19 protein-coding genes and 1 pseudogene are annotated in these 20,797 nt (G+C 70.8%); 8 read left to right on the forward strand and 12 right to left on the reverse strand.

The features are described from left to right. Positions 1–51 precede the first annotated feature (51 nt). Positions 52–510: a MaoC family dehydratase gene (locus tag MNOD_RS00230; protein ID WP_012634337.1), complete on the reverse strand. Its 459-nt coding sequence runs from the start codon at positions 508–510 to the stop codon at positions 52–54. Between the two features lie 4 nt (positions 511–514). Then, entirely contained in the window at positions 515–1,897 is a 1,383-nt protein-coding gene (locus MNOD_RS00235) for an MATE family efflux transporter (RefSeq protein WP_012634338.1), read from the reverse strand. A 158-nt stretch (positions 1,898–2,055) separates the two neighbouring features. Between MNOD_RS00235 and MNOD_RS50250 the strand changes: the two are divergent. Beyond that, positions 2,056–2,274, forward strand: a pseudogene (locus MNOD_RS50250) (MarR family winged helix-turn-helix transcriptional regulator); the annotation flags it as partial. Between the two features lie 272 nt (positions 2,275–2,546). Here the strand turns inward: MNOD_RS50250 and MNOD_RS00240 are convergent. From MNOD_RS00240 to MNOD_RS00275, 8 genes are all read right to left on the reverse strand, one after another. Then, complete coding sequence (locus MNOD_RS00240) at positions 2,547–4,079, reverse strand: acyl--CoA ligase (RefSeq protein WP_012634339.1); 1,533 nt, start codon at positions 4,077–4,079, stop codon at positions 2,547–2,549. Positions 4,080–4,124: 45 nt separating this feature from the next. Then, entirely contained in the window at positions 4,125–5,132 is a 1,008-nt protein-coding gene (locus MNOD_RS00245; protein WP_012634340.1) for a 2-dehydropantoate 2-reductase, read from the reverse strand. An 88-nt stretch (positions 5,133–5,220) separates the two neighbouring features. Further along, positions 5,221–6,084 (reverse strand): aminotransferase class IV, encoded by an 864-nt coding sequence (locus MNOD_RS00250; protein WP_012634341.1) that lies wholly within the window; start codon positions 6,082–6,084, stop codon positions 5,221–5,223. Then, a complete protein-coding gene (locus tag MNOD_RS00255; RefSeq protein WP_012634342.1) occupies positions 6,071–6,676 on the reverse strand; it encodes an anthranilate synthase component II in 606 nt (201 codons plus the stop codon). The genes MNOD_RS00250 and MNOD_RS00255 overlap by 14 nt, the downstream gene beginning before the upstream one ends. A 103-nt stretch (positions 6,677–6,779) precedes the next feature. Then, positions 6,780–8,174, reverse strand: a complete 1,395-nt coding sequence (gene pabB / locus MNOD_RS00260) for an aminodeoxychorismate synthase component I (protein WP_012634343.1) — start codon at positions 8,172–8,174, stop codon at positions 6,780–6,782. Positions 8,175–8,295: 121 nt separating this feature from the next. Further along, on the reverse strand, positions 8,296–9,312 hold the full coding sequence (locus tag MNOD_RS00265; protein ID WP_012634344.1) for an ABC transporter substrate-binding protein: 1,017 nt from the start codon (positions 9,310–9,312) through the stop codon (positions 8,296–8,298). 62 nt (positions 9,313–9,374) lie between these two features. Further along, positions 9,375–10,253 carry an ABC transporter permease gene (locus tag MNOD_RS00270; RefSeq protein WP_012634345.1) on the reverse strand — a complete coding sequence of 293 codons (879 nt, stop codon included), beginning with the start codon at positions 10,251–10,253 and terminating at the stop codon, positions 9,375–9,377. A gap of 189 nt (positions 10,254–10,442) precedes the next feature. Next, positions 10,443–11,213, reverse strand: coding sequence for an ABC transporter ATP-binding protein (locus tag MNOD_RS00275; RefSeq protein WP_012634346.1), 771 nt, complete (start codon positions 11,211–11,213; stop codon positions 10,443–10,445). Between the two features lie 119 nt (positions 11,214–11,332). Here MNOD_RS00275 and MNOD_RS00280 point away from each other — a divergent pair, with 119 nt between their 5' ends. From MNOD_RS00280 to MNOD_RS00295, 4 genes are all read left to right on the forward strand, one after another. Beyond that, positions 11,333–12,010, forward strand: coding sequence for a response regulator transcription factor (locus MNOD_RS00280; RefSeq protein WP_012634347.1), 678 nt, complete (start codon positions 11,333–11,335; stop codon positions 12,008–12,010). Beyond that, positions 11,995–13,392, forward strand: coding sequence for a sensor histidine kinase (locus MNOD_RS00285; RefSeq protein ID WP_157091358.1), 1,398 nt, complete (start codon positions 11,995–11,997; stop codon positions 13,390–13,392). Before MNOD_RS00280 ends, MNOD_RS00285 begins: the two co-directional genes overlap by 16 nt. Then, the gene (locus MNOD_RS00290) at positions 13,389–14,501 is read left to right on the forward strand and encodes an ABC transporter substrate-binding protein (protein ID WP_012634349.1); all 1,113 of its coding nucleotides are present in this window, start codon (positions 13,389–13,391) and stop codon (positions 14,499–14,501) included. The genes MNOD_RS00285 and MNOD_RS00290 overlap by 4 nt, the downstream gene beginning before the upstream one ends. Before the next feature lie 354 nt (positions 14,502–14,855). Next, positions 14,856–15,713, forward strand: coding sequence for an urea carboxylase-associated family protein (locus MNOD_RS00295; RefSeq protein WP_012634350.1), 858 nt, complete (start codon positions 14,856–14,858; stop codon positions 15,711–15,713). A 154-nt stretch (positions 15,714–15,867) separates the two neighbouring features. Here MNOD_RS00295 and MNOD_RS00300 read toward each other — a convergent pair whose 3' ends face one another. Next, entirely contained in the window at positions 15,868–16,074 is a 207-nt protein-coding gene (locus MNOD_RS00300; RefSeq protein WP_012634351.1) for a DUF3606 domain-containing protein, read from the reverse strand. A 94-nt stretch (positions 16,075–16,168) separates the two neighbouring features. After that, positions 16,169–17,308: an iron-containing alcohol dehydrogenase gene (locus MNOD_RS00305; protein WP_012634352.1), complete on the reverse strand. Its 1,140-nt coding sequence runs from the start codon at positions 17,306–17,308 to the stop codon at positions 16,169–16,171. A gap of 301 nt (positions 17,309–17,609) precedes the next feature. Between MNOD_RS00305 and MNOD_RS00310 the strand changes: the two genes are divergently transcribed. The 3 genes from MNOD_RS00310 (at position 17,610) to MNOD_RS00320 (ending at position 20,784) form a co-directional block, all read left to right on the forward strand. Continuing rightward, positions 17,610–18,875, forward strand: a complete 1,266-nt coding sequence (locus MNOD_RS00310; protein WP_012634353.1) for an ABC transporter substrate-binding protein — start codon at positions 17,610–17,612, stop codon at positions 18,873–18,875. Between the two features lie 85 nt (positions 18,876–18,960). Continuing rightward, positions 18,961–19,836 carry a branched-chain amino acid ABC transporter permease gene (locus MNOD_RS00315; RefSeq protein ID WP_012634354.1) on the forward strand — a complete coding sequence of 292 codons (876 nt, stop codon included), beginning with the start codon at positions 18,961–18,963 and terminating at the stop codon, positions 19,834–19,836. A gap of 21 nt (positions 19,837–19,857) precedes the next feature. Further along, complete coding sequence (locus MNOD_RS00320) at positions 19,858–20,784, forward strand: branched-chain amino acid ABC transporter permease (protein WP_012634355.1); 927 nt, start codon at positions 19,858–19,860, stop codon at positions 20,782–20,784. The last annotated feature ends 13 nt before the right edge of the window (positions 20,785–20,797 follow it).

The following is a 20,797-nucleotide window of genomic DNA, read 5'->3' on the forward strand; positions in this document are numbered from 1 at the left end:
GGATCGTCGTGCTCGGCGGAGACCGGTCGGACCGGAGGCCTCCCCGCGCGATCACCCCTCGCCCGGCTCGCGCCGCAGCACCACGAGATTCGCGACCAGCACCTGCACCGGCTCGCCCTGCTGGTTGAGCGTGGTGGTGCGGACCTTCGCGAGCCCCTGCATGGGACGCGAGCGGGAGGGGCGGACCTCCAGCACCTCGCTCTCCAGGCGGATGGTCTCGCCGGGGCGCAGGGGGCGCGGCCAGCGCAGCTCGTCCATGCCCGCCCCGATGACGCCGCCGGCGAGCGGCAGCCCGCTCTCGACGAGGAGGCGCATGGTCAGCGCAGCGGTGTGCCAGCCGCTCGCCGCGAGCCCGCCGAAGAACGAGGCCTCGGCCCGGGCCTCGTCGAGGTGGAAGGGCTGCGGGTCGTACTCGGCGGCGAAGCGCTTGATCGCCTCCGCCGACACGGTGAGCTCGCCCGAGCGATAGATCTGCCCGGGGGCGAGGTCTTCGAGATAGAGGCGTGTCATGGCGTCATGCTCCCGAGCGGGCCGCGAGGGAGGCGGCCGGAAGTGGACGGGCCCGGAACCAGACGCCCGCAGCAACCGACCCGGCATTGATCGATCCGAGCGCCACGAGACCGAGGGCCTGGGCCAGGAAGATGCCATCGAGGCCCGCCCCCGTCCGCAGGGCGAACCACCCGCCGCCGACCGCGAGGGTCAGCCGGGTGAGGCCGGCCGCGAGCGGCCAGCCGATGCGGCCTGCCCCCTGCGCGGCGAAGTAGAGGGACAGGCCGAGCCCCACGAAGCCGTAGAAGGGGCCGACCTCGCGCAGGTAGCGGGCACCCGTGCCCAGCATGGCCGGATCGGTCGCGAAGACCCGCAGGAACAGGTCCGGCCACAGAGCCGCCGCGAGCCCGATCGTCTCGGTCAGGCCGACCGCGAGGGCGGCCCCGGTCCAGGCCACGCGCAAGGCCCGCGCCCGGTCCCCGGCCCCGATGCTGGTGCCGACCATGGCGGAGATCGGCGCCCCGAGACCGAAGACGAGGGGCACCAGCAGGTATTCGAGCCGTGCCCCGGTGCCGTAGCCGGCCACCGCCGAGGAGCCGAAGCGGGCGACGAGACCCGTCGCGGTCGCGATGGTGACGTTCGTGGTCAGGCTGACCAGCGACGAGGCCGCCCCGACGCGCAGGATCTCCCGGGCCGGCGCCCAGGCCAGCGCCGGCGGGCGGCCGAGCCGCAGCACGCCGCGCCCCGCGCGCAGGTAGCGCGCCAGCACGGCCGTGCCGACCGCGTAATAGGCGAGCACCGCCACCCCTCCCCCGGCGATACCGAGCCCCGGCAGCGGACCGACACCGAAGATCAGGGCGGGGGACAGGGGCACCAGCACGGCGGCGCCGGTGCAGGTGACGGCGGCCGGAAGCGCCATGTTGCCGGTGCCCCGGATGACCGCAGCGAGGGCGTTGAACAGCCAGATCAGGACCGCACCGGCGAAGACCACGCCGCCATAGGCGCAGGCCGCTGCGAGCGTCGCGCCCTCCGCCCCCATCGTGCGGTAGAGCGCCGGACCGAAGGCGAGCGCCAGCGCCGTGGTGAGGAGCCCGAGCGCGAGGCCGATCGCGACGGCGTGCCAGGCCACTGCCTCCGCCGCCTCGCGCCGGCCGGCACCGAGGGCCCGCGCCACCGCCGAGAGGACGCCGCCGCCGACGGCCCCGGCCGAGATCATCTGCACCGTCATGACGAGCGGGAAGACGAGCGCCATCCCGGCGAGCGCATCCGTGCCGAGGCCGGCGACGAAGGCGGTCTCGATCAGGCCGACGCCGGCCTGGACCAGCATGACGAGCACGTTGGGGACGGCGAGACGCAGGAGCGTCGGGCCGATCGGTCCCCGGAGCAGGCGGCGCGTGCGGTCGTCCATGGGAGCCTCGCGACAGGGTCTCGACGAGGAGCGGATGGATCCGGCATCGTCCCCGTCGCGTCGTGACGAAATTGATGGCATATGCCAGTATTCGTCAAGCGGCGGATGCAGGGCGAGCCATGCGGCCGGCACGGGGCGCGCATGAGAGCGGAGCGGCGATGAGCGAGGAGAGGCGGGAGCCCGGCTCCTGCAGCAATGCGGGCCTGCGGCGGGCGACACGGCGGCTGGGCCAGCTCTACGACGATGCGATCGCGCCCTCGGGGTTGAGAGCGACGCAGTTCGGCCTGCTGGCGCAGCTGCGCCAGCTCGGCACGCCGACCATGGGCGAGCTCGCCGAGGCGATGGTGATGGATCTGTCGGCGCTCGGCCACACGCTGAAGCCGCTCGCCCGCGACGGGCTGGTCGAGCTTCAGGTCGATCCCCGCGACCGGCGCAGCCGGCGGGTGGTCCTGACGGAGACGGGCCGGGAGCGGTTCCGCGCGGCGGCGCGGCTGTGGCGGGAGGCACAGCTGCGCTTCGAGGCAACGTTCGGGGCCGAGAAGGCGGCGCAGCTGCGCCTGCTCGTCGAGGAGATCGCCTCGGCGGAGTTCGGCACCGCGTTCGCGGGCGCGATCGAACCCCTCTCCCGCCCGGGAGAGGGGTTCCGGCGCTACGCCAGCCCCAGCTTCCGCGCGAGGCCGATGCGCTGCAGCTTGCCGGTCGCGCCCTTGGGGATCTCATCGAGGATCATGATCCGGCTCGGGACCTTGAAGGCGGCGGCGCGCTCGGCCACGAAGGCGCGCAACTCCTTGTCGTCCACGTGCTGGCCGTCGCGCAGGACCACCGCGGCGCCGACCTCCTCGCCGAGCTTGTCGTGGGGCACCGCGAAGGTGACGACCTGCGCCACCGACGGATGGTCCATCAGGATCTCGTCGACCTCGCGCGGCGAGATTTTTTCGCCGCCCCGGTTGATGATCTCCTTCAGGCGCCCGGTGATGGCGAGGTAGCCCTCCTCATCCATCACGCCCTGGTCGCCGGTGCGGAAATAGCCCTGCGGCGTGAAGGCCTCCGCATTGGCCTTCGGGTTGTTCTCGTAGCCCGCCATGACGTTGTCGCCGCGGATGACGATCTCGCCGGTCTCGCCCGCGGGCAGCGGGTTGCCGGCCTCGTCCACCACCTGGATGTCCGGCCCGGCGGCCAGGCCGACGGAGCCGGCCTTGCGGGCGCGGGGCGGCAGCGGGTTCGAGGCCATCTGGTGGGCGGCCTCGGTCATCCCGTAGGCCTCGATCAGGGGCGCATCGAACACCGCCTCCAGCTCGCGCAGCACCTGCGGCGGCATGGACGAGGAGGAGGAGCGCAGGAAGCGCAGGGGGTGGCGCGCGATGATCTCGCGGTTGCGCCCGGCCCGGGCGAGGATGGCCTGGTGCATGGTCGGCACGGCCGTGTACCAGGTGGGGCCGACCTCATCCATCCAGGCGAAGAACTTGAGCGCGTTGAAGCCGGGCGTGCAGGCGACCGAGCCGCCCGCCGAGAGCGGCGCCAGGATGCCGGCGATGAGCCCGTGGATGTGGAACAGCGGCATGATGTTGAGGCCGCGGTCCTGCGGCCCGAAGGCGAGCGCGGTCCGGATGTTGCGGGCCGAGGCGCAGACATTGCACTGCGTCAGCGGCACGATCTTGGGCCGCGAGGTCGTGCCCGAGGTATGGAGCACCAGCGCCACGTCGCCGGGCTCCGCCGGGCCGCCCTGCGCGGCGGGCGCGGCCGGTGCCGGGAACCGGAGCGTGAAGGAGCCGGCCCCGTGCTCGGGGGTCTCGCGCAGGCGCACTACCGGCACGCCGAGCTTCTCCGCCACCGCGATGGCGGGCGAGGTGCTGCCCTCCGCCGTCACCAGCACCCGGGCCTTGAGGTCGGTGAGGTAGAACTCGAACTCCTCGGCCCGGTAGGTCGGATTGAGCGGTGCCGAGGTGGCGCCGGCGGCGATCGCGATGAAGGCCGCCGCCATGGCCGGGCCGTTGTCGAGCACGATCGCCACCCGGTCGCCGCGCCCGACCCCGTGGGCATTGAGGTCCTGTACGATGCGCCGCATCAGGGCACGCAGCGCCCCGAAGCTCAGCGGCGTGCCTCCGGGCGCGTCGAGGGCGGTCGCGCCCTCCGCGCCCGCCCGCATCAGGGCCTCGATCGTGCGGCCCGCATCCTCGGCCATCCCGGCCTCTCCTCGTGCTTATGTGCTGGTGGAACGGAAAACCGGTCAGACCGGCTGGACCTGGAGCCGGCCCTTCTGCTGCTCCAGCGTGCGGGCGAGCAGCCGCATGCAGGCATAGACCGCATCGATATGCGGCGTCGGCGTCTTCGTCAGGCGCCCGAGCTCGATCACCGAGCCGACCAGCGCCTCGAGCTCGATCGGCCGGCCGGCCTCGACGTCCTGCAGCATCGAGGTCTTGTGCGCGCCGACCTTCTCGGCGCCCGCGATGCGCCGCTCGATGCCGAGCCGGAAGGTGATGCCGAGCGTGTTGGCGATGGTCTCCGCCTCGCGCATCATCTCGGAGGCGAGCGCCCGGGTCTCGGGGAACTGGCAGATGTCGACGAGCGTCGCGTGGGTAAGCGCGCTGATCGGGTTGAAGCTCAGGTTCCCCCACAGCTTCAGCCAGATCTCGGCCCGGATGTCGTTCGTCACCGGCGCCTTGAACCCGGCCTTGATCAGCAGCTGCGCCAGGGCCTGGACGCGCTCCGACATCTCGCCCGAGAGCTCACCGAGGCCGAAGCGCGAGCCTTCCACCACCTTCACCACGCCCGGCTCGGTGAGGATCGCGGCCGGGTAGACCACGCTGCCGATGACCTGCTCGGGGTCGATCGCTGCGGCGATCAGGCCGCCCGGATCGGCGGTCTCGAGCTGCGTGCCCGCATACTCGCCCCCGTGCTTGTGGAAGTACCACCACGGGATGCCGTTCTGCATCGTCACGACCACCGTCCGGGGGCCGATGAGGTGTTTGAGGTCCTGGGCGATCGGGCCGACCTGATGCGCCTTGAGGGTGAGCAGCACCACGTCGTGCGGGCCGGCCTCCTGCATCGAGGCCGTCGCCCTGAGGTCGCGCACATGCACCTCGCGGCCGTCCTCCTCGATGAGGCGCATGCCGGTGCGCCGGATGGCCTCCAGGTTCGCGCCGCGCGCGATGAAGGTCACCGACTCGCCCGCCGCGGCGAGCCGAACGCCCAGATAGCCGCCGATGGCGCCCGCCCCCACGATCGCGATGCTCATTCTCTGCCTCCCTGCCGGCGCCTGCGCGCACTTGATAGGGACAGACACCGCATTCAGCGCCGTTCGACAAGCCCCCTTCTGGTGTACATTATGCCAGATCTCTCCCGAGCGGGGCGGGATCGCGGCCGGTCTCGGCCGCGATGGCCGCACGCAGCGCATCCGCGAGGCGCCGTGCGGTCGGGTGGTCGCCCGGATAGGATCGAGCGTCGAGCGCCCGCACCGGCGCGATCAGGCGCAAGGAATTGGTGACGAGGAGCGCGTCGGCCTCGGCGAGATCCGCGGGCCCGATCGAGCGTTCCGCCACCGACAGTCCGAGACCCGGCGCCTCCGCCAGGATCCAGCCCCGGACGATGCCGGCCAGCACCCCGTCGGCGAGCGGCGGGGTGACGAGCGCTTCGCCGAAGACCGCGAACAGATTGCCGGTGCCGGCGCAGGCCACCTGCCCGCTTGTGTTGAGGAACATCGCCTCGTCGCAGCCCACCCGGGCCGCCTCCGCGGCGGCGAGCACCGCGTCGAGATAGCCCAGCGTCTTGTGGCGGGAGGCCGGCGAGGTGTCGTTGCGGCGGATGCCCGTGAGGTGGAGCGAGAGCGGCGCGAAGGCGGAGCCGGGGCCGTGCAGCGGGGCGGCCGATGCGAGCAGCCGCGGGTGGGGCTCAAGCGGCGGGCGCAGGCCCCTTGGGCCGCTGCCCCGGGTCGCGGTGGTGCGCAAGGCCGCTCGCGTCTGGCCCTCGGCCATTGCCCGCATGGCCGCCCTGACGGTCTTAGGCTCGAGCGCGAAGCCGAGGGCGGCGGCCGAGCCGACGAGCCGGCCGACATGCGCTGCCTCGAAGACGACGCGGCCGTTCAGGACGAGCGCGGTGTCGAAGACGCCGTCGCCGAGGAGGAGGCCGCGATCGGTGAGGTCGAAGGGCGCGATCGGCCCGTCATGCAACTGCCCATCAAGCCACGGCATGGGCCGGGGCCTCGCGCCACGCCCGGGCCAGGGCGAGGAAATTGGCGAAGATTGCGTGGCCGTTCTCGGTCAGCACCGATTCCGGGTGGAACTGGATGCCGAAGGTGGGATGGCGGCGATGGGAGAGCGCCATCACCTCCCCTTCCGCCGAGACGGCATCGACGCTCAGAATCCGTTCCATGGCGGGCTCTGGGGCCACGATGAGGGAGTGATAGCGCCCGACCCGCATCGGCGAGGGCAGGCCGCGGAAGAGCCCGCGCCCGTCATGGGTCACGGGCGAGGCCTGCCCGTGCAGGGGCCGGCCGGCCCGCTCGACGCGGCCACCGAAGGCCGCGCCGATGCATTGGTGGCCGAGGCAGACCCCGAGGAGCGGCAGCTCCCCCGACAGGGCGCGCACCGCCTCAAGGGACACGCCGGCTTCCGCCGGGGTGCACGGCCCGGGCGAGATCACCAGCGCCTCGGGCGCCCGCGCCCGGATCGCCCGCACATCAAGGGCGTCGTTGCGCACGACCTCCACGGCGGCGCCGAGCTCCTCGAAGTAGCGCACCACGTTGAAGACGAAGGAATCGTAGTTGTCGATGACGAGGATCATCCGGGATGCCTTACGCCGCGCAGGGCCGCGGCTCCTGAACCCGAGGACCGCGATCCCCGAGCTTCGGGAGCGAGGATCGTGCCGGGACGCGGTCTTTCACGACCTATGTGGGGTCTCCCGCCGCTTCCGTGAACGCGGCGAAGATGCGCTCCGCCTTGGTCAGCGTCTCCTCGTACTCGGCGACGGGGTCGGAGAGGAGCGTGATGCCGCCGCCCGCCTGCAGCACGGCCTCGCGCTCGTCCATGAACACCGTGCGGATCGCGATGTTGGTGTCCATGCGGCCGTCGAAGCCGATCCAGCCGATGTTGCCGCAGTAGAGTTCCCGCGCATCACCCTCGATCTCCGTGATGATGTCCATGGCGCGCAGCTTCGGGGCGCCGGTGATCGAGCCGCCCGGAAAGGTCGCGGCGAGGAGATCGAGGGCATCGGCGCCCGCGCGCAGGCGTCCCGTGACCACCGAGACGAGATGGTGCACGCCCGCATAGGTCTCCAGGCCGCAGAGCGTCGGGACGCTCACGCTGTGCGGCTCGCAGATCCGCGACAGGTCGTTGCGCAGGAGATCGACGATCATGACGTTCTCCGCCCGCTCCTTGTCGCTGGCGAGAAGCGCCTCCGCCCGGGCCCGGTCCTCGGCCGGATCGGGCGAGCGGGGCGCGGTGCCCTTGATCGGCCGCGTCTCGACCTGCCGCCCGTCGAGGCGCAGGAAGCGCTCGGGCGAGCTCGACGCCACCTTGAGCCGTCCGAAATCGAGATAGGCCGCGAAGGTCGCGGCGTTGCGCGCCCGCAGGCGGCGGTAGAAGGCGAAGGCGTCGAAGCCGGGCGGCAGCGCGGCGGTGAAGCGCTGGGCGATGTTCGCCTGGTAGATGTCGCCGGCCCGGATATAGGCGCGCACCCGCTCGACCGCCGCGGCGTAGGATTCGGCCGAGAAGTTCGAGCGCCACGCCAGGGGCGGAACGCTCCGGGGACGGGCGACCGGTTCGGGACCCGCGAGGAGAGCCTCCCAGGCGTCGAGACAGGCCAGGGCGTGCCGCTCGCGGGCCGGCCCCCGCGTCTCCGGGAAGCCCGTCGCGACGAGGTGGCAGGTCTCCTCCCGGTGGTCCCAGGCGACCAGAGTGCCGTAGAGGTTCAGGGCGATGTCGTCGCACAGGCTGGCGCGCCGCGGCGGCACGGCTACGCGCTCGAGGCTCTGCCCGAAATCATAGGCCAGATAGCCGATGGCGCCGCCCTGGAAGGGCGGCAGCCCGGGCAGGGGCTCGGCCCGGTAGGGCGCGAGCAGGCGCCGCAGCGCCGCAAGCGGTGCGCCTTCGAGGGGAGCGCCATCGCGGAAAGCCCGTCCGCCGCGGACCTCGAAGCGCAGGAAGGGATCGGCCGCGAGGTAGGAATAGCGCCCGAGCTCCGGGTGGCGCATGGCGCTGTCGAGAAAGGCGAGGCCCGGCCGGCCCTGCAGGCGCGCGGCGGCCGCGATCGGGTCGAGGAAGGGAATGGGCCGGGTCCACATCGCACCCTGATAGCCGAGGGCGCGCGGGGCGGGAAAGCCGACAGAAGGTCCGGACGGCGGGAGCCCGCCCCGCCGTCCGAGGCGCCGTTACTTTTCCGTCAGCCGCCCTGGCGGCCGGTGCTCAGCTCCCCGCCCGCTCGCGAAGGGCGGGAATGAACAGGTCCGTCCAGGCGGCCGGCTTCGTCTTGATGATGCCGACGCGGTGCATGAAGGTCGCGAATTCCATGATGCCGGTCGGGGTCGACGAGAACCGGCTGTCGGGGTCGTCCAGCATCGGCCGGACCTCCTCGGGCGTCACCTTCACCTTCGAGGCGCGGGCGAAGATCTCGGCCGTCTCGGCCTTGTTCTCCTGGATGAAGGCGTTGGCCTGATCGAGGGCGTCCAGGAAGGCCTGGGTGAGCTTCGGGTTGGCCTCGGTGAAGCGCTTGAGGGCGAAGACCACGTCGAGGGTGATCGGGCCGAAGACCTCGGACGCCTTGAGGATGGTGCGGATCTTCGGGTCCGCGCGCTCGACCTGGGTGAAGGGCGGCGAGGCGAAATGGGCCACGATCTCGGTCTTGCCCGACAGGAGCGCCGCAACCGCCTCCGGATGCGGCAGCCCGACCGTGCTCGCATCGAGCTTGCCGTAGTTCTCCGGCCCGAACTGCTTGGCGACCGCCATCTGCAGGACGACCGCGGCGAGCGAGGTCTTGATTCCCGGGATCGCGATCTTGTCCTTGGGCGTGAAGTCGGCGAGCGACTTGATCTCGGCCTTGTTGACGTTGAGGTCGAGCGCCGTGGTGGACATGCCCGAGACGCCGATCACCTCGGTCTTCGGGCTGCCGCGCCCCTTGGACCAGAGGGCGAGGAAGCCCGGCGCGCCGGTCCCGGCGATGTCGAGGGAGCCCGCGATCATGGCGTCGTTGATGACGTTGCCGCCGTCGAGGGTGAGCCAGGTCACCTTCACGTCCCCGAGGCCGGCTTTGGCCGCCTGGGCCTCCAGGAACTTCTTCTCCTGCATGACGAAGAGCGGCAGGTAGAGGATGCCGTAGCCCTTCGAGATGCGCACCTCCGAGACCTCGGCCCGCAGCGGCATCGTCGCGAGGCCGAGCGCGATCGCGGCGCCAGCGGCGAGCCTCAGCCATTTCTGTCCCAACATCGGTCGTTTCCTCGTGAGTGTCGTTGAAGATTTGGCAGGAGGGCGGCGCGAGCCGCCCATCCTCAATGCTGCATGCCCCAGCGCCGGATCGTCCGCTTCTCGATATTGGCGAAGACCACGTTCTCGACGAAGAGGCCGATCAGGATCACGGTGAACAGGCCCGCAAAGACGTTGGTGGTCTCGAGCGCGTTGCGGTTCTCGAAAATGTACCAGCCGAGGCCGCCCGAGCCCGAGGAGACGCCGAAGACGAGTTCTGCCGCGATCAGCGTGCGCCACGCGAAGGCCCAGCCGACCTTGAGGCCGGTGAGGATCGACGGGAAGGCCGCCGGGATCAGGATCGCGCGCACCAGCCGCAGGTTGCGCAGGCCGTAGTTCAGCCCGACCATCCGCAGGGTGTTGGAGACCGAGCGGAAGCCCGCATGGGTGTTGAGGGCGATCGCCCACAGCACCGAATGCACGAGGACGAAGACCACGCTGCCCTGGCCGAGACCGAACCAGATCAGGGCGAGCGGCAGGAGCGCGATCGCCGGAAGCGGGTTGAACATCGCCGTCAGGGTCTCGAGCAGGTCGGTGCCGATGCGCGAGCCGATGGCGATCGTGGTGAGGATTGCGGCGAGCGCGATGCCGATGCCGTAGCCGATGGCGAGGGTCTGCAGCGAGATCAGCGCCTTGGCGGGGATCTCGCCGCTCAGGATCGCGGTCCCGAACGCCTCGACGGTGGCCGAGAAGGTCGGGAACAGGAGCGGGTTGTCGAGCCAGCGGCCGTACACCTCCCAGAGCACGGCGAGGGTGGCGAGCACCGCGCATTTGCGCAGCCAGCCCTGCCGGTAGAGGAGTTCCGGCAGCGACAGGCGCTGCTCGACGGTGATCGCGCCGGCCGCGGAGGTCTCGCGCAGGATCTCGGGCCGGCGGTCGAGACCGAGGGTGGAAGCGGTGGTCATGGCGTGTCTCTCCCTGGCTCCTCGTCGCGGCGAGGAGCGGTCTTCTACCAACGGTCATTTTCATGTGACCGTTGGTTCCGCTCTCGAATTGTCGCCAAGCCAAAGGCTTGGCATCGACAATTCGAGATGGATCAACGGCCCGCTGCGTCAGCCCCTGCTGCGTCAGCAGCCTGGGCCGTTGGTATCCATTCAAGCGAAGAGCATGTCGTTGATGCGGGCTTCGAGGGCGCCCTGGGCGGCGGTGCCGAGCTCGGACGGCGCGAGGCTGTTCAGCTCCGCCCTGACCTGGCCCGGATGGGGCGAGAGCAGCAGGATGCGCGTCCCGACCTTGATCGCCTCCTCGATGGAATGGGTGACGAACAGGACCGTGAAGCGGGTGTCCTCCCACAGCCGGAGCAGCTCGTCCTGCATCTTGCGGCGGGTGAGCGCGTCGAGCGCCGCGAAGGGCTCGTCCATGAGCAGGATGTCGGGCTCCATCGCCATGCCGCGGGCGATCGCGACGCGCTGCTTCATGCCGCCCGACAGCATGTGCGGGTAGGAATCGGCGAATTTCGCGAGGCCGACCTTCTCGATATAGGCCATCGCCCGGTCCATGGCCTCAGGCCCGGAGGCCCGGCCGCTCGCGGTCAGCGCGAAGGCGACGTTCTGCTTGACGGTCTTCCAGGGCAGGAGCTGGTCGAATTCCTGAAAAACCATCATGCGGTCGGGGCCGGGCTCGCTGACCTTGCGGCCCTTCAGCCGGATCTCACCCTCGACGGGGGTCAGATAGCCGCCGATCGCCTTGAGCAGGGTCGATTTCCCGCAGCCCGAAGGCCCGAGCAGGATGTAGCGGTCGCCGGGCAGCACCTCGAAATCCACCCGGTAGGTCGCGGTGACGAGGTGATCGCTGGTCTTGTACTGGAGCGTGACGCCCTGGACCGAGAGCAGCGGCTCCGGGACGAGGCTCGGGCGTGCGTTCATCATGGAACCTCCCTTGAGGAATTCTTCTCACCCGCTTGGCCGGGCGTTGGCCGCTGATGTAGGCTGGAAACCTGTTGCCAACCTGACAGAACGGGGCTGGGGAGGGAGAGCGCGGCCCGATGCGGATCCTGCTCGTGGAGGATACGCAGGACGTCGGCGAGGCCATCGTGGCGCGCCTGCGGACGCTCGGCCACGCGGTCGACTGGGAGCGCGACGGGGCAATGGGCGACGCGGTGCTGGAGGTCCAGCCCTACGACCTCGTGATCCTCGACGTGAACCTGCCGGGGCTCGACGGCTTTGCCATCCTGAAGCGGATGCGGGCGCGCCGGGGCCGCACGCCCGTCCTCGTCCTCACCGCCCGCTCCGAGGTCGACGACCGGGTCGGCGCCCTCGATCTCGGCGCCGACGACTATCTCGTGAAGCCCTTCGATTTTCGCGAGCTGGAGGCCCGGGTGCGGGCGCTGCTGCGGCGGCACAGCGGGCATGCCGACAACGCCATCGCGTGCGGCAATCTCAGCCTCGACCGGGCCGCCCGCAGCGCCAGCGTCGGCGGCCAGCCCCTCGACCTCACCCGCCGCGAATGGACGCTGATCGAGATCCTGGCGGCCCGGCCCGGGCGCATCTTCGGCAAGGCGGAGCTGCTCGACCGCCTCTCGACCTTCGAGGAGGAGCCGAGCGAGAACGCCCTCGAGCAGATCGTCGCCCGCCTGCGCCGCAAGCTCGCGCAGGCGGGCGCTGAGCCCGAGATCCGCACCTTGCGCGGACTCGGCTATCAGGTCGTGTGTCCCGAGCCGTGATCGGCCGCACGCCCTCGCTGTTCCTGCGCCTCGTGACGGTGCTCGGGCTGGTCCTGGCGGTGGGGGCCGCCCTCCTGCTCGGGGCGGCCTGGACCTCGGCGCGGCTCGCCGCCGATCAGGCCTATGACCGCCTCCTCGTCGGCGCGGCGCTCCAGATCGCCGAGACCATCGCGAGCGACGGGCGCGAGATCACCGTCGATCCCCCCTTCTCGGCCTTCGAGACGCTCGGCCTCGCCCCGCGGGACCGCATCTTCTACAAGGTGGTCGACCCGTCGGACGGCCTTCTGACCGGGAGCCCCGACCTCGCCGTGCCGGTGGACCGGGCGCGGCTCGGCGACGGCCCCCTCCTCCTCGACGCCACGCACCGGGGCGAGCCCGTGCGCGTCGTGGTGGCGGGCCGCTACGTGCCGGATATCCCGAAGGCCGGCTGGGCGGCCGTGGTCGTCGCCCAGACGCGGGAGGCCCGCAACGGGCTCGCGGGCGACCTGACCGCCAAGGCGAGCCTCCTCGTCCTGACGATGAGCGCCCTTGCCCTCGGGGCCGTCACGGTGGCGGTGCGGGCGGCCCTGCGCCCGCTCGCCGCCCTGGAGCGCGTGCTGGCGGGGCGCGGCCCCAACGACCTCGATCCGCTCGATCTGGCGGTCCCGCGGGAGATCCACCTCCTGGTGACCTCGATCAATCACTTCATGGACCGGCTCTCCGGGCATATGGCGATCATGCGGCGCTTCATCGCCGACGCGGCCCACCAGATCCGCACGCCGCTCGCCGCGCTCGGCGCGCAGGTCGATCTCCTGTCCGCGGAAGGCGACGAGGCGCGCCGGCGCGAGCAGGTGATCCGCGTCCAGGAGCGCACCGCGGAGCTCGGGCGCCTCACGAACCAGCTCCTCAACCACGCCATGGTCATCCACCGGGCGCGCTCCATTCCGCTCGCGCCGGTCGATCTCGGGGCGATCGCCCGCCGCACCCTGATCGACGCGATTCCTCTCGCCGGCACACGCCCGATCGATTTCGGCTACGAGGGGCCGGACGAGCCGCTCCCGATCCGCGGCGATCCGATCGCGTTGCGCGAGGCCCTGGCGAATCTCATCCACAACGGCATCAAGCATGGGGCGCCGGGCCGGCTGACGGTGCGCACCCGGCGCGAGCGCGACCGCATCACCGTCGAGGTGGTGGATGACGGCGCGGGCATCCCGGCGGCGGAGTGGAGGCGCGTGCGCGAGCCGTTCCAGGCCGCCTCCGGCGGCGCGATCGGCTCAGGGCTGGGCCTCGCCATCGCGGCCGAGGTCACGGCGGCGCATGGGGGCGAGATGCGCTTCGAGTCGCGCTCCGACGAGGGCTTCGCCGTCCTCCTCTCCTTTCCGGCCGCGGAGGCGGCGCCGTGATCCGGACCGTGCTGGCTGCGCTGGTGCTTATCCTCGGTGCGGGCCGTGCGGGCGCCGAGGAGGTGACGCGGTTCCCGGCCCCGGAATGGCAGCGCGTGGAGCTGACGATCCGGTCCGCCGCCGATGTCGATGCGATGGCCCCGCTGATCCGGGACTTCCAGTCCCTCTCGCCCGATGTCGCGGTGATCTATGTCGAGTACGAGACCGCCGATCTCTACGCGCAGGCCGCCGCCGCCTGTGCGGCCGGGCGCGCCGCCGGCTTTTCCGCCGACCTGTTGATCTCCTCGTCCGTCGACCACCTCGTCGAACTCGCCAATGACGGCTGCGCCCGGTCCTACCGCTCCGCCGAGACCGCCCGGCTGCCGGCCTATGCCCTGTGGCGCGACGAGGTGTTCGGCTTCACCACCGAGCCGGCGGTGATCGCCTACCGGCCGGACCTGGTGCCCCCGGACGACGTGCCCCACAGCCGCGCCGCGCTGGTGGATCTGTTGCGCGAGAAGGCGGGACGCTACGCGGGCCGGGTCGGCTCCTACGACATCACGGTCTCGGGGATCGGCTACCTGTTCGCGGCCTATGACGCGCGCAGCGCCGTCACCTATGGGCGCCTCGTCGAGGCCTTCGGGCGCGCGAACCTCCAGGTGCGCTGCTGCACCGGCGCGCTGATCGCCGATCTCGAAGCCGGCCGCATCGCGCTCGGCTACAATCTCCTCGGCTCCTACGTCTACGGCGCCATGCGGCGGGGGGCGAAGCTCGGCATCGTGGTGCCGCGCGACTACACGCTGGTGTTGAGCCGCGCCGCGCTCATTCCGACCACGGCGGCCCATGCTGCCGAGGGCTTCGCCTTCCTCGATTATCTGCTGTCCGAGCGCGGGCGGCGCGTGAGCCGGGACCAGGCCTTCTTCTTCGATCTCACGGGCCCCCTGCCCCCGGGCATCGACGGCCCTCCGAGCCTGGCGGCTGCCGGCGTGTTCCGGCCGATTCCGCTCGGCCCGGCGCTCCTCGCCGTGCAGGACCACGCGAAGCGGGCACGCTTCCTCGCCGAGTGGCGCCAGTCGATCGGCCTCGATCGGCCGGCGGCCGGGCCGAACGGGCAGGCCCGCCGGCCCTGACCGCTCGGTCGGCCGACGGGAGTGCATCTCTCGACCGGCAAAAACTCGTCCAGGGCCGCAGCCGTGGGATTCCGGTGCGGCGGGCGTGAAACGGACTTGCTGTAAGTCGACTGTATGCCAGGATCGGTGTGCCCATGCCGGCCGGGCTTCGTCGATCTTGCGGAAGATCAGGCGAGTCACCCCCCGTCCTGCGGCATGCGCCTTCCCGAGCACTGGTCCCGCTGATTGCTGGTTTGACGACGCCCCCGGCTCCGGGTCTCATGCGGATCCGCGCGACTCGCATCATCGTTGCGGCCATCGTGACGCGGTCCGCGAGCGCGGCCGAACCGCCTTGCCGTTCCCGATGGAGGTCCCTTGAGCCGCCCCTCTCCCGAGCATCGCCCGCCGCCGGATGCCGACGAAAGGCGCGCGGTGCGGCCGGTCGTCTGCTACCCGGTCGACGCGCTCGCGCCGCCGGATCTCGACAGCTACCGGGCCGCCCGCCTCGGCTGGGAGCGTGTCGCGGCCGTGACCGTGCCGCCGCGCGATGCACGCAGCTTCACGGTGCCGGCCGGCTGCTTCTTCCGGATCGTCAGCGTGGAGGGACCCCAGGTCGGTGACCTGAACCTCTGGTCGGCGGACGACCTCGGCGAACGCTTCTTCTCGGGCAAGACCCGGGCGCTGCACGGCACCCATGTCACCACGGGCCATCGTCTGTGGTCGAGCCTGCCCTTTCTGCGCCCGCTCGCGACGATCACGGACGACACGCTCGACTGGTACGGCTTCGATGAAGACGGCGGCGGCGTGCACGACGTGATCGGCACCCGCTGCGATCCCTACACCCATCGCCTGCTCACGGGCGGAACCTACCACCATTGCTGCCACTCGAACCTGACGCGGGCGCTCGCGGCACAGACCGGGCTGCCGCCAGCGCAGGCCAAGCGGCACGTGCACGACGTGCTCAACGTCTTCATGTGCACGGGCTTCACCCGCGATACGCATCAGTACTTCATGAAGGCGAGCCCGGTGAGGCCGGGTGACTATCTGGAGTTCTTCGCCGAGGTCGATCTCCTCGGCGCGCTGTCGGCCTGCCCCGGCGGGGATTGCAGTGCGGAGCATTCCAGCGATGTCGCCCGGTGCTATCCGCTGCTCATCGAGGTCTACCGGCCCAAGGCGCCGCCGGCCGGATGGGTTTCGCCGGCCCGCAACAGCTACGCGGCCCCGGACGCGTGAGCATCACCGGCCCGGCCGGCAGTGAGCTCATCCGGTCTCCTTCCGCTGACGCTGCATGCGCCAGGGAAAGGGAGAGCGGACATCGCCGCGTGGGCTGACGCGGTCTCAATCGAACCTGAGGAGCGTGGTGGCGTCCACGCAGGTCAGTTGCGATTCAGACGATGCCGCTCTCCTCGTAGGGCCACGGCTTGCCGAGATGGGCGGCCACCCGCGCGGGATCGTCCCCGACCGCCTCGACCGCCGCCTCGATCTGCTCGATGGGAACCTGCAGGCGCCGCGCCCAGAAGGCGCGTGTGTCGGCATCATCCAGAAGCACCCGTTCCGGATCGCCCGTGGATCGGCCGTGGGTAGCGTCTGCCATGTCGCTCCTCCTTGCGTTCTGCGATGCAGAGATCTGGATCCGATCGCCTCCCCATCCAGGGCACGGAGCGGGTGCCGGCCGCGCCGGCCGTCCCTCACGAAGAGCCGAGGGCCGCGATGAACAGATGCCGGAAGTCGTCGGCGCCGAGCGGGCGTCCGTTGGTGGCCGTGGAATGGTCCTCCACCGCCCACGGAATCAGGCCCTCGCAATCCTGAGCGGTCACGCCCAGTTCGGCGAGGGTCGCCGGCAGGCCGAGGTCGCGGTTGAGCGCCTCGATGGCGGCCGGGAGGTCGGCACCGGGGGGCAGGTTCATCGCCTCCCGCAGCGCCGCGTACTTGTCCGTGCAGGCCGGCTCGTTGAAGCGCAGGACGTGCGGCAGGATCACGGCATTGAGCGTGCCGTGATGCAGCGGCTTCGCCTGACGCCCGCCCAGCGCGTGCGACATCGAGTGGACGGCGCCGAGCCCCTTCTGGAAGGTCATACCGCCCTCGAGGGCGGCCATCATCATGTCCTCGCGGGCCTCGAGGTCGCCGCCGTCCCGGACCGCCCGCCGGAGCGCGCGCGTGGCGCGCCGCAGCCCGTCGAGGGCGATTGCCTCCGCGGGCGGGTTGTAGCGCGGGCTCAGATAGGTCTCGATGCAATGGGTGACCGCATCCATCCCGGTGGCGGCGGTGAGGCCGGGCGGGAGGCCGATCGTCAGCTCGGGGTCGCAGATCGCCACATTCGGGATCAGGTGCGGCGAGATGAAGCCGAGCTTGCGGCCGTCCGAGAGGGTGATCAGGGCCGCCCGCCCGACCTCGCTGCCGGTCCCCGCAGTCGTCGGCACCGCCAGGACCGGGGGCTGGTCGGCGCGGATGCGCGGCAGGCCGCCGAGGATGGCCGCATACTGCGCGAGCGGCTCGGCATGGGTGGCGAGCAGCGCCGCGCCCTTGGCGAGGTCCAGCGGCGAGCCGCCGCCGACGGCGACCACCGCATCGCAGCCATGCTCGCGGAAGAGGTCGCGCGCCGCCAGTACGGCGGCTTCGGTCGGGTTCTCGGGCGTGGCGTCGAAGACCGGCGCGTCGGCGACGAGACGGCTCGCCGCAGCGATGCGCGCGATGAGCCCGGCCGCGACGACGCCGCGATCCGTGACGATCAGCGGTCGCCGTGCGCCGAGCAGGGCGAGTTCCTCGTCGATGAGGCGAATCGCGCCCCGCTCGAACTGGATGCGCGTGAGATAGGTGATGAGACCCATGTCGCCCTGTCCTCCCGTCCGGTCGCGCGTATGCCGCGTCGGTTCGTTGCCGGTTCGTTAGAGGATGTTCGGGCAAAGCGAAATCCGGGACTGTCGGATGCAGGCACCGGACGCGGGCCACCCGGCAGCGGGCGCCTCGGCTGCGCCCGGCGAGCTATCGAATTTTCGCATGGCTCGTAGCGCGGCGGCGAGCTGGTCGACCAAATATCCGCCCGACCGCTTGTTGTCCCGGATGAGCGCGCTACACTCCCGGCCCGAGCCGCCACCCCACAATCAACAGCGGCATCGGAGAGGAAACGCCATGAGGAAACTCGCGCCGGCCGCGACGCGGCGGCTCGTCCGTGTGCTTCTCGCCTCGACCATCCTGGTCGGCAGCCATGCCGTCACGTCATCGGTCCAGGCCGCGGACCCGATTCGCATCGCGGTGATCGCCGAGGCCCAGGCGCTCGCCGGCGCCTCGATCCCGCAGGCGGCGCAGCTCGCCGCCGACGAGATCAACGCGAAGGGCGGCATCGACGGGCGCATGGTCGAGCTCGTCACCTACGACAACAAGAGCTCCGCGGCGGATTCCGTCCGCGCCTTCCAGCGCGCCGCGAGCGAGGACAAGGTCCACGCCGTCATCGCGAGCTACATCAGCGAGGTGGTGCTCGCCCTGCAGCCGTGGTCGGCGCGCCTGAAGATGCCCTTCATCACGCCGGGCGCGGCCTCGAACGAGATCCCGCTCAATGTCCACAAGGACTACGCCCGCAACAAGTATTCCTTCCACGGCTATCTGACCTCCAAGGCGCAGTCGCAGGCAGTCTGCGACGCCGCCAAGGCGATCCTCGTCGAGGGCCGCCAGATGAAGACCGCCGTGATCATGAGCGAGGACGCGGCTTGGACGAAGCCCCTGGACGAGGGCTACAAGGAATGCCTGCCGAAGGTCGGCCTGCAGGTTCTCGATCACATCCGGTTCTCGCCGAGCACCACCGATTTCAGCCCGATCTTCAGCCGCATCGAGGGCGCCAAGCCCGACGTGATCGTCACCGGCATCTCGCATGTGGGCGTCCAGCCGACCGTGCAGTGGCGCAGCCAGCAACTGCCGATCCCGATGATCGGCATCGCCTCGCAGGCGACGAACGCCACCTTCTGGAAGGAGACGAACGGCGCCACCGAGGGCGTGCTGTTCGAGATGTTCGCCGCGCCGGGCACCAATGTCACCCCGAAGACCGCCCCCTTCGCGGAGGCGTTCAAGGCGAAGTACGGCAATTATCCGAGCTACGCCGGCTACACCGCCTATGACGAGGTCTACTACATCGCCGATGCGGTGCGGCGGGCGGGATCGACCGACCCGGACAAGCTGGTCGAGGCGCTGGAAAAGACCGACTGGGAGGGCACGCTCGGGCGGATCCAGTTCTATGGCCGCGACGACGACTTCACCCACTCGATCAAGTACGGGCCGGGCCTCGTCTCCGGCATGATGATGCAATGGCAGGACGGCAAGCAGCTCGCCGTCTGGCCGCCGAACGTGGCGAACGGCAAGCTCACTTTCCCGAGCTTCGTGAAGGCCGGCACGCCCGCGAACTGACGGCGCGCTCTGCCGCGGCCCGGGGGCCCTTCCCCGGGCCGCGGCAGGGGACGATCCGTTCTCACTGGCACTTCTTGCGGATTCCATGACCGCCATCCAGATCCTCATCGACGGCTTTGCCATCTCGGCGCTCTATGCGCTCGGCGCCACCGGCTTCACCCTGATCTTCGGCGTGTCCGGCGTGCTCAACCTCTCCCACGGCGCGCTGATGGTGACGGCGGCGGTCGTCGCCTGGGCCGCATCGAGCGAACTCGGCCTCGGCTCCTATGCGGGGGCGGCGGTCGGGGTCGCGGTCTGCACGCTGCTCACGCTCGCCACCTACGGCATCGTCGTGAAGCCGATCGACCGCTCGAAGGCGATCCCCGCCGAGGAGAAGGAGATCTTCATCCTCACCGGCACGCTCCTGTGGGGGATCATGATCCAGGAGTTCATCGCCTACCTGTTCACCAGCAATGCCAAGACCGTGATGCCCATCGTCGAGGGCGTGGTCACGATCGCGGGCGTGCGCACCCCCTGGAACCAGATCTTCACGGCGGTGGTGTGCTGGGGAACCATCGCGTTGCTCTGGCTGCTCGTGAACCGCACCCGCACCGGCAAGGTGGTGCTCGCCGCCTCGATGAACCCGCGCGGCGTCACCCTGCTCGGCTTCGAACTGTCGAAGATCTATGTGGCGATCTGGCTGATCTACGGGGTGCTGGCCGGCATCGCGGGCGTGCTGCTCGGCCAGTTCCTCGGCGTCTCGTCCTACAGCGTCGGGCCGCTCACCGCGAGCGCCTTCTCGATCGTGGTGCTCGGCGGGCTCGGCAGCGTCTCCGGTTCGCTCATCGCCGCCTACGTGGTCGGCTACCTGGAGACCATAACCGCCTACCTGATCTCCCCGGCCTACCGCACCATCCCGGCGCTGCTGCTTCTGGTGGCGGTGATGTATGTGCGCCCGCAAGGCCTGCTCGGACGCCGCTGAGCTTTCACCCGCGAGGCCTTCATGGTGCAGAAACTCCTCAACAGCCCGCTCTTCTGGCTCAGCCTGGTCGGGCTCGCCCTCGCCTCGGTGCTTCCGCTCTGGGTCTCGGGCTACGTCCTCGGCCTGCTCACCATCGCCTATTACTTCGGCGTGTTCTCGATGGCCTGGGACCTTCTGTTCGGCTTTGCCGGGGAGGTGAATTTCGGGCCGACCTTCCTGATCGGGCTCGGCGCCTACTCGGCCGGGATCCTCAATGGCCATGGCGTCTCGATCCCGCTCTGCCTCGCGGCCGGCGCCGTCGCGGCGGTGATCGGCGGCCTCGTGCTCGCGCTCCCGGCCTTGCGCGTGCGCGGACCCTATTTCGGGCTCACGACGGTCGTGGCGGTGCTGATCCTGCAGAACTTCATCGTGGTCTTCGCCGAGACCACGGGCGGCGAGATCGGCCTCACGGTGCCGGACGTCATCAGCGTCGACGCCGCCACGAATTACTGGATCGCCCTCGGCTTCATGACCGTGAGCGGGCTGATCCTGTTCGCGATCGCCGCCTCGCCGGTCGGGCTGATCCTCCAGGCGAGCGGACAGGATCCGGTCGAGGCCGGTGCGCTCGGCTTCAACGTCGCCAAGCACAAGCTCGCGGCCTTCTGCGTCAGCGCCTTCTTCTCCGGTCTCGCCGGTGCGCTCCTCGTCTTCTACATGGGGACGGCCTCGGTCGGGACGCTCGTCGACGTCTCGGTCGGCGTTCAGGTCATCATCGGCGCGGTGCTGGGCGGCCGGCGCACCATCCTGGGCGGGGTGCTCGGTGCGGTCTTCCTGATCGCGGCGGGCGAGCTCTTGCGGCCGCTCGGCTCGCTCTCGACCTTCGTGGTCTCGGCGGCGGCCCTCGCCGTGATCCTGTTCGTTCCCGCGGGTCTCCTCGGGATCCTGACCCGCCAGGGGCAGCGGGCGTGAGTTTCCGGCAGAG

This window comes from Methylobacterium nodulans ORS 2060, assembly GCF_000022085.1.
GTDB lineage: Bacteria > Pseudomonadota > Alphaproteobacteria > Rhizobiales > Beijerinckiaceae > Methylobacterium > Methylobacterium nodulans.

Bases quoted from the DNA above. Each gene is read 5' to 3' on its own strand.
- MNOD_RS00300 (WP_012634351.1), bottom strand. From the start codon at position 16,074: ATGGCAGACGCTACCCACGGCCGATCCACGGGCGATCCGGAACGGGTG.
- MNOD_RS00275 (WP_012634346.1), bottom strand. From the start codon at position 11,213: ATGAACGCACGCCCGAGCCTCGTCCCGGAGCCGCTGCTCTCGGTCCAG.
- pabB (WP_012634343.1), bottom strand. From the start codon at position 8,174: ATGTGGACCCGGCCCATTCCCTTCCTCGACCCGATCGCGGCCGCCGCG.
- MNOD_RS00235 (WP_012634338.1), bottom strand. From the start codon at position 1,897: ATGGACGACCGCACGCGCCGCCTGCTCCGGGGACCGATCGGCCCGACG.
- MNOD_RS00270 (WP_012634345.1), bottom strand. From the start codon at position 10,253: ATGACCACCGCTTCCACCCTCGGTCTCGACCGCCGGCCCGAGATCCTG.
- MNOD_RS00245 (WP_012634340.1), bottom strand. From the start codon at position 5,132: ATGAGCATCGCGATCGTGGGGGCGGGCGCCATCGGCGGCTATCTGGGC.
- MNOD_RS00250 (WP_012634341.1), bottom strand. From the start codon at position 6,084: ATGCCGTGGCTTGATGGGCAGTTGCATGACGGGCCGATCGCGCCCTTC.
- MNOD_RS00315 (WP_012634354.1), top strand. From the start codon at position 18,961: ATGACCGCCATCCAGATCCTCATCGACGGCTTTGCCATCTCGGCGCTC.
- MNOD_RS00240 (WP_012634339.1), bottom strand. From the start codon at position 4,079: ATGGCCGAGGATGCGGGCCGCACGATCGAGGCCCTGATGCGGGCGGGC.
- MNOD_RS00310 (WP_012634353.1), top strand. From the start codon at position 17,610: ATGAGGAAACTCGCGCCGGCCGCGACGCGGCGGCTCGTCCGTGTGCTT.
- MNOD_RS00320 (WP_012634355.1), top strand. From the start codon at position 19,858: ATGGTGCAGAAACTCCTCAACAGCCCGCTCTTCTGGCTCAGCCTGGTC.
- MNOD_RS00265 (WP_012634344.1), bottom strand. From the start codon at position 9,312: ATGTTGGGACAGAAATGGCTGAGGCTCGCCGCTGGCGCCGCGATCGCG.
- MNOD_RS00280 (WP_012634347.1), top strand. From the start codon at position 11,333: ATGCGGATCCTGCTCGTGGAGGATACGCAGGACGTCGGCGAGGCCATC.
- MNOD_RS00230 (WP_012634337.1), bottom strand. From the start codon at position 510: ATGACACGCCTCTATCTCGAAGACCTCGCCCCCGGGCAGATCTATCGC.
- MNOD_RS00255 (WP_012634342.1), bottom strand. From the start codon at position 6,676: ATGATCCTCGTCATCGACAACTACGATTCCTTCGTCTTCAACGTGGTG.
- MNOD_RS00305 (WP_012634352.1), bottom strand. From the start codon at position 17,308: ATGGGTCTCATCACCTATCTCACGCGCATCCAGTTCGAGCGGGGCGCG.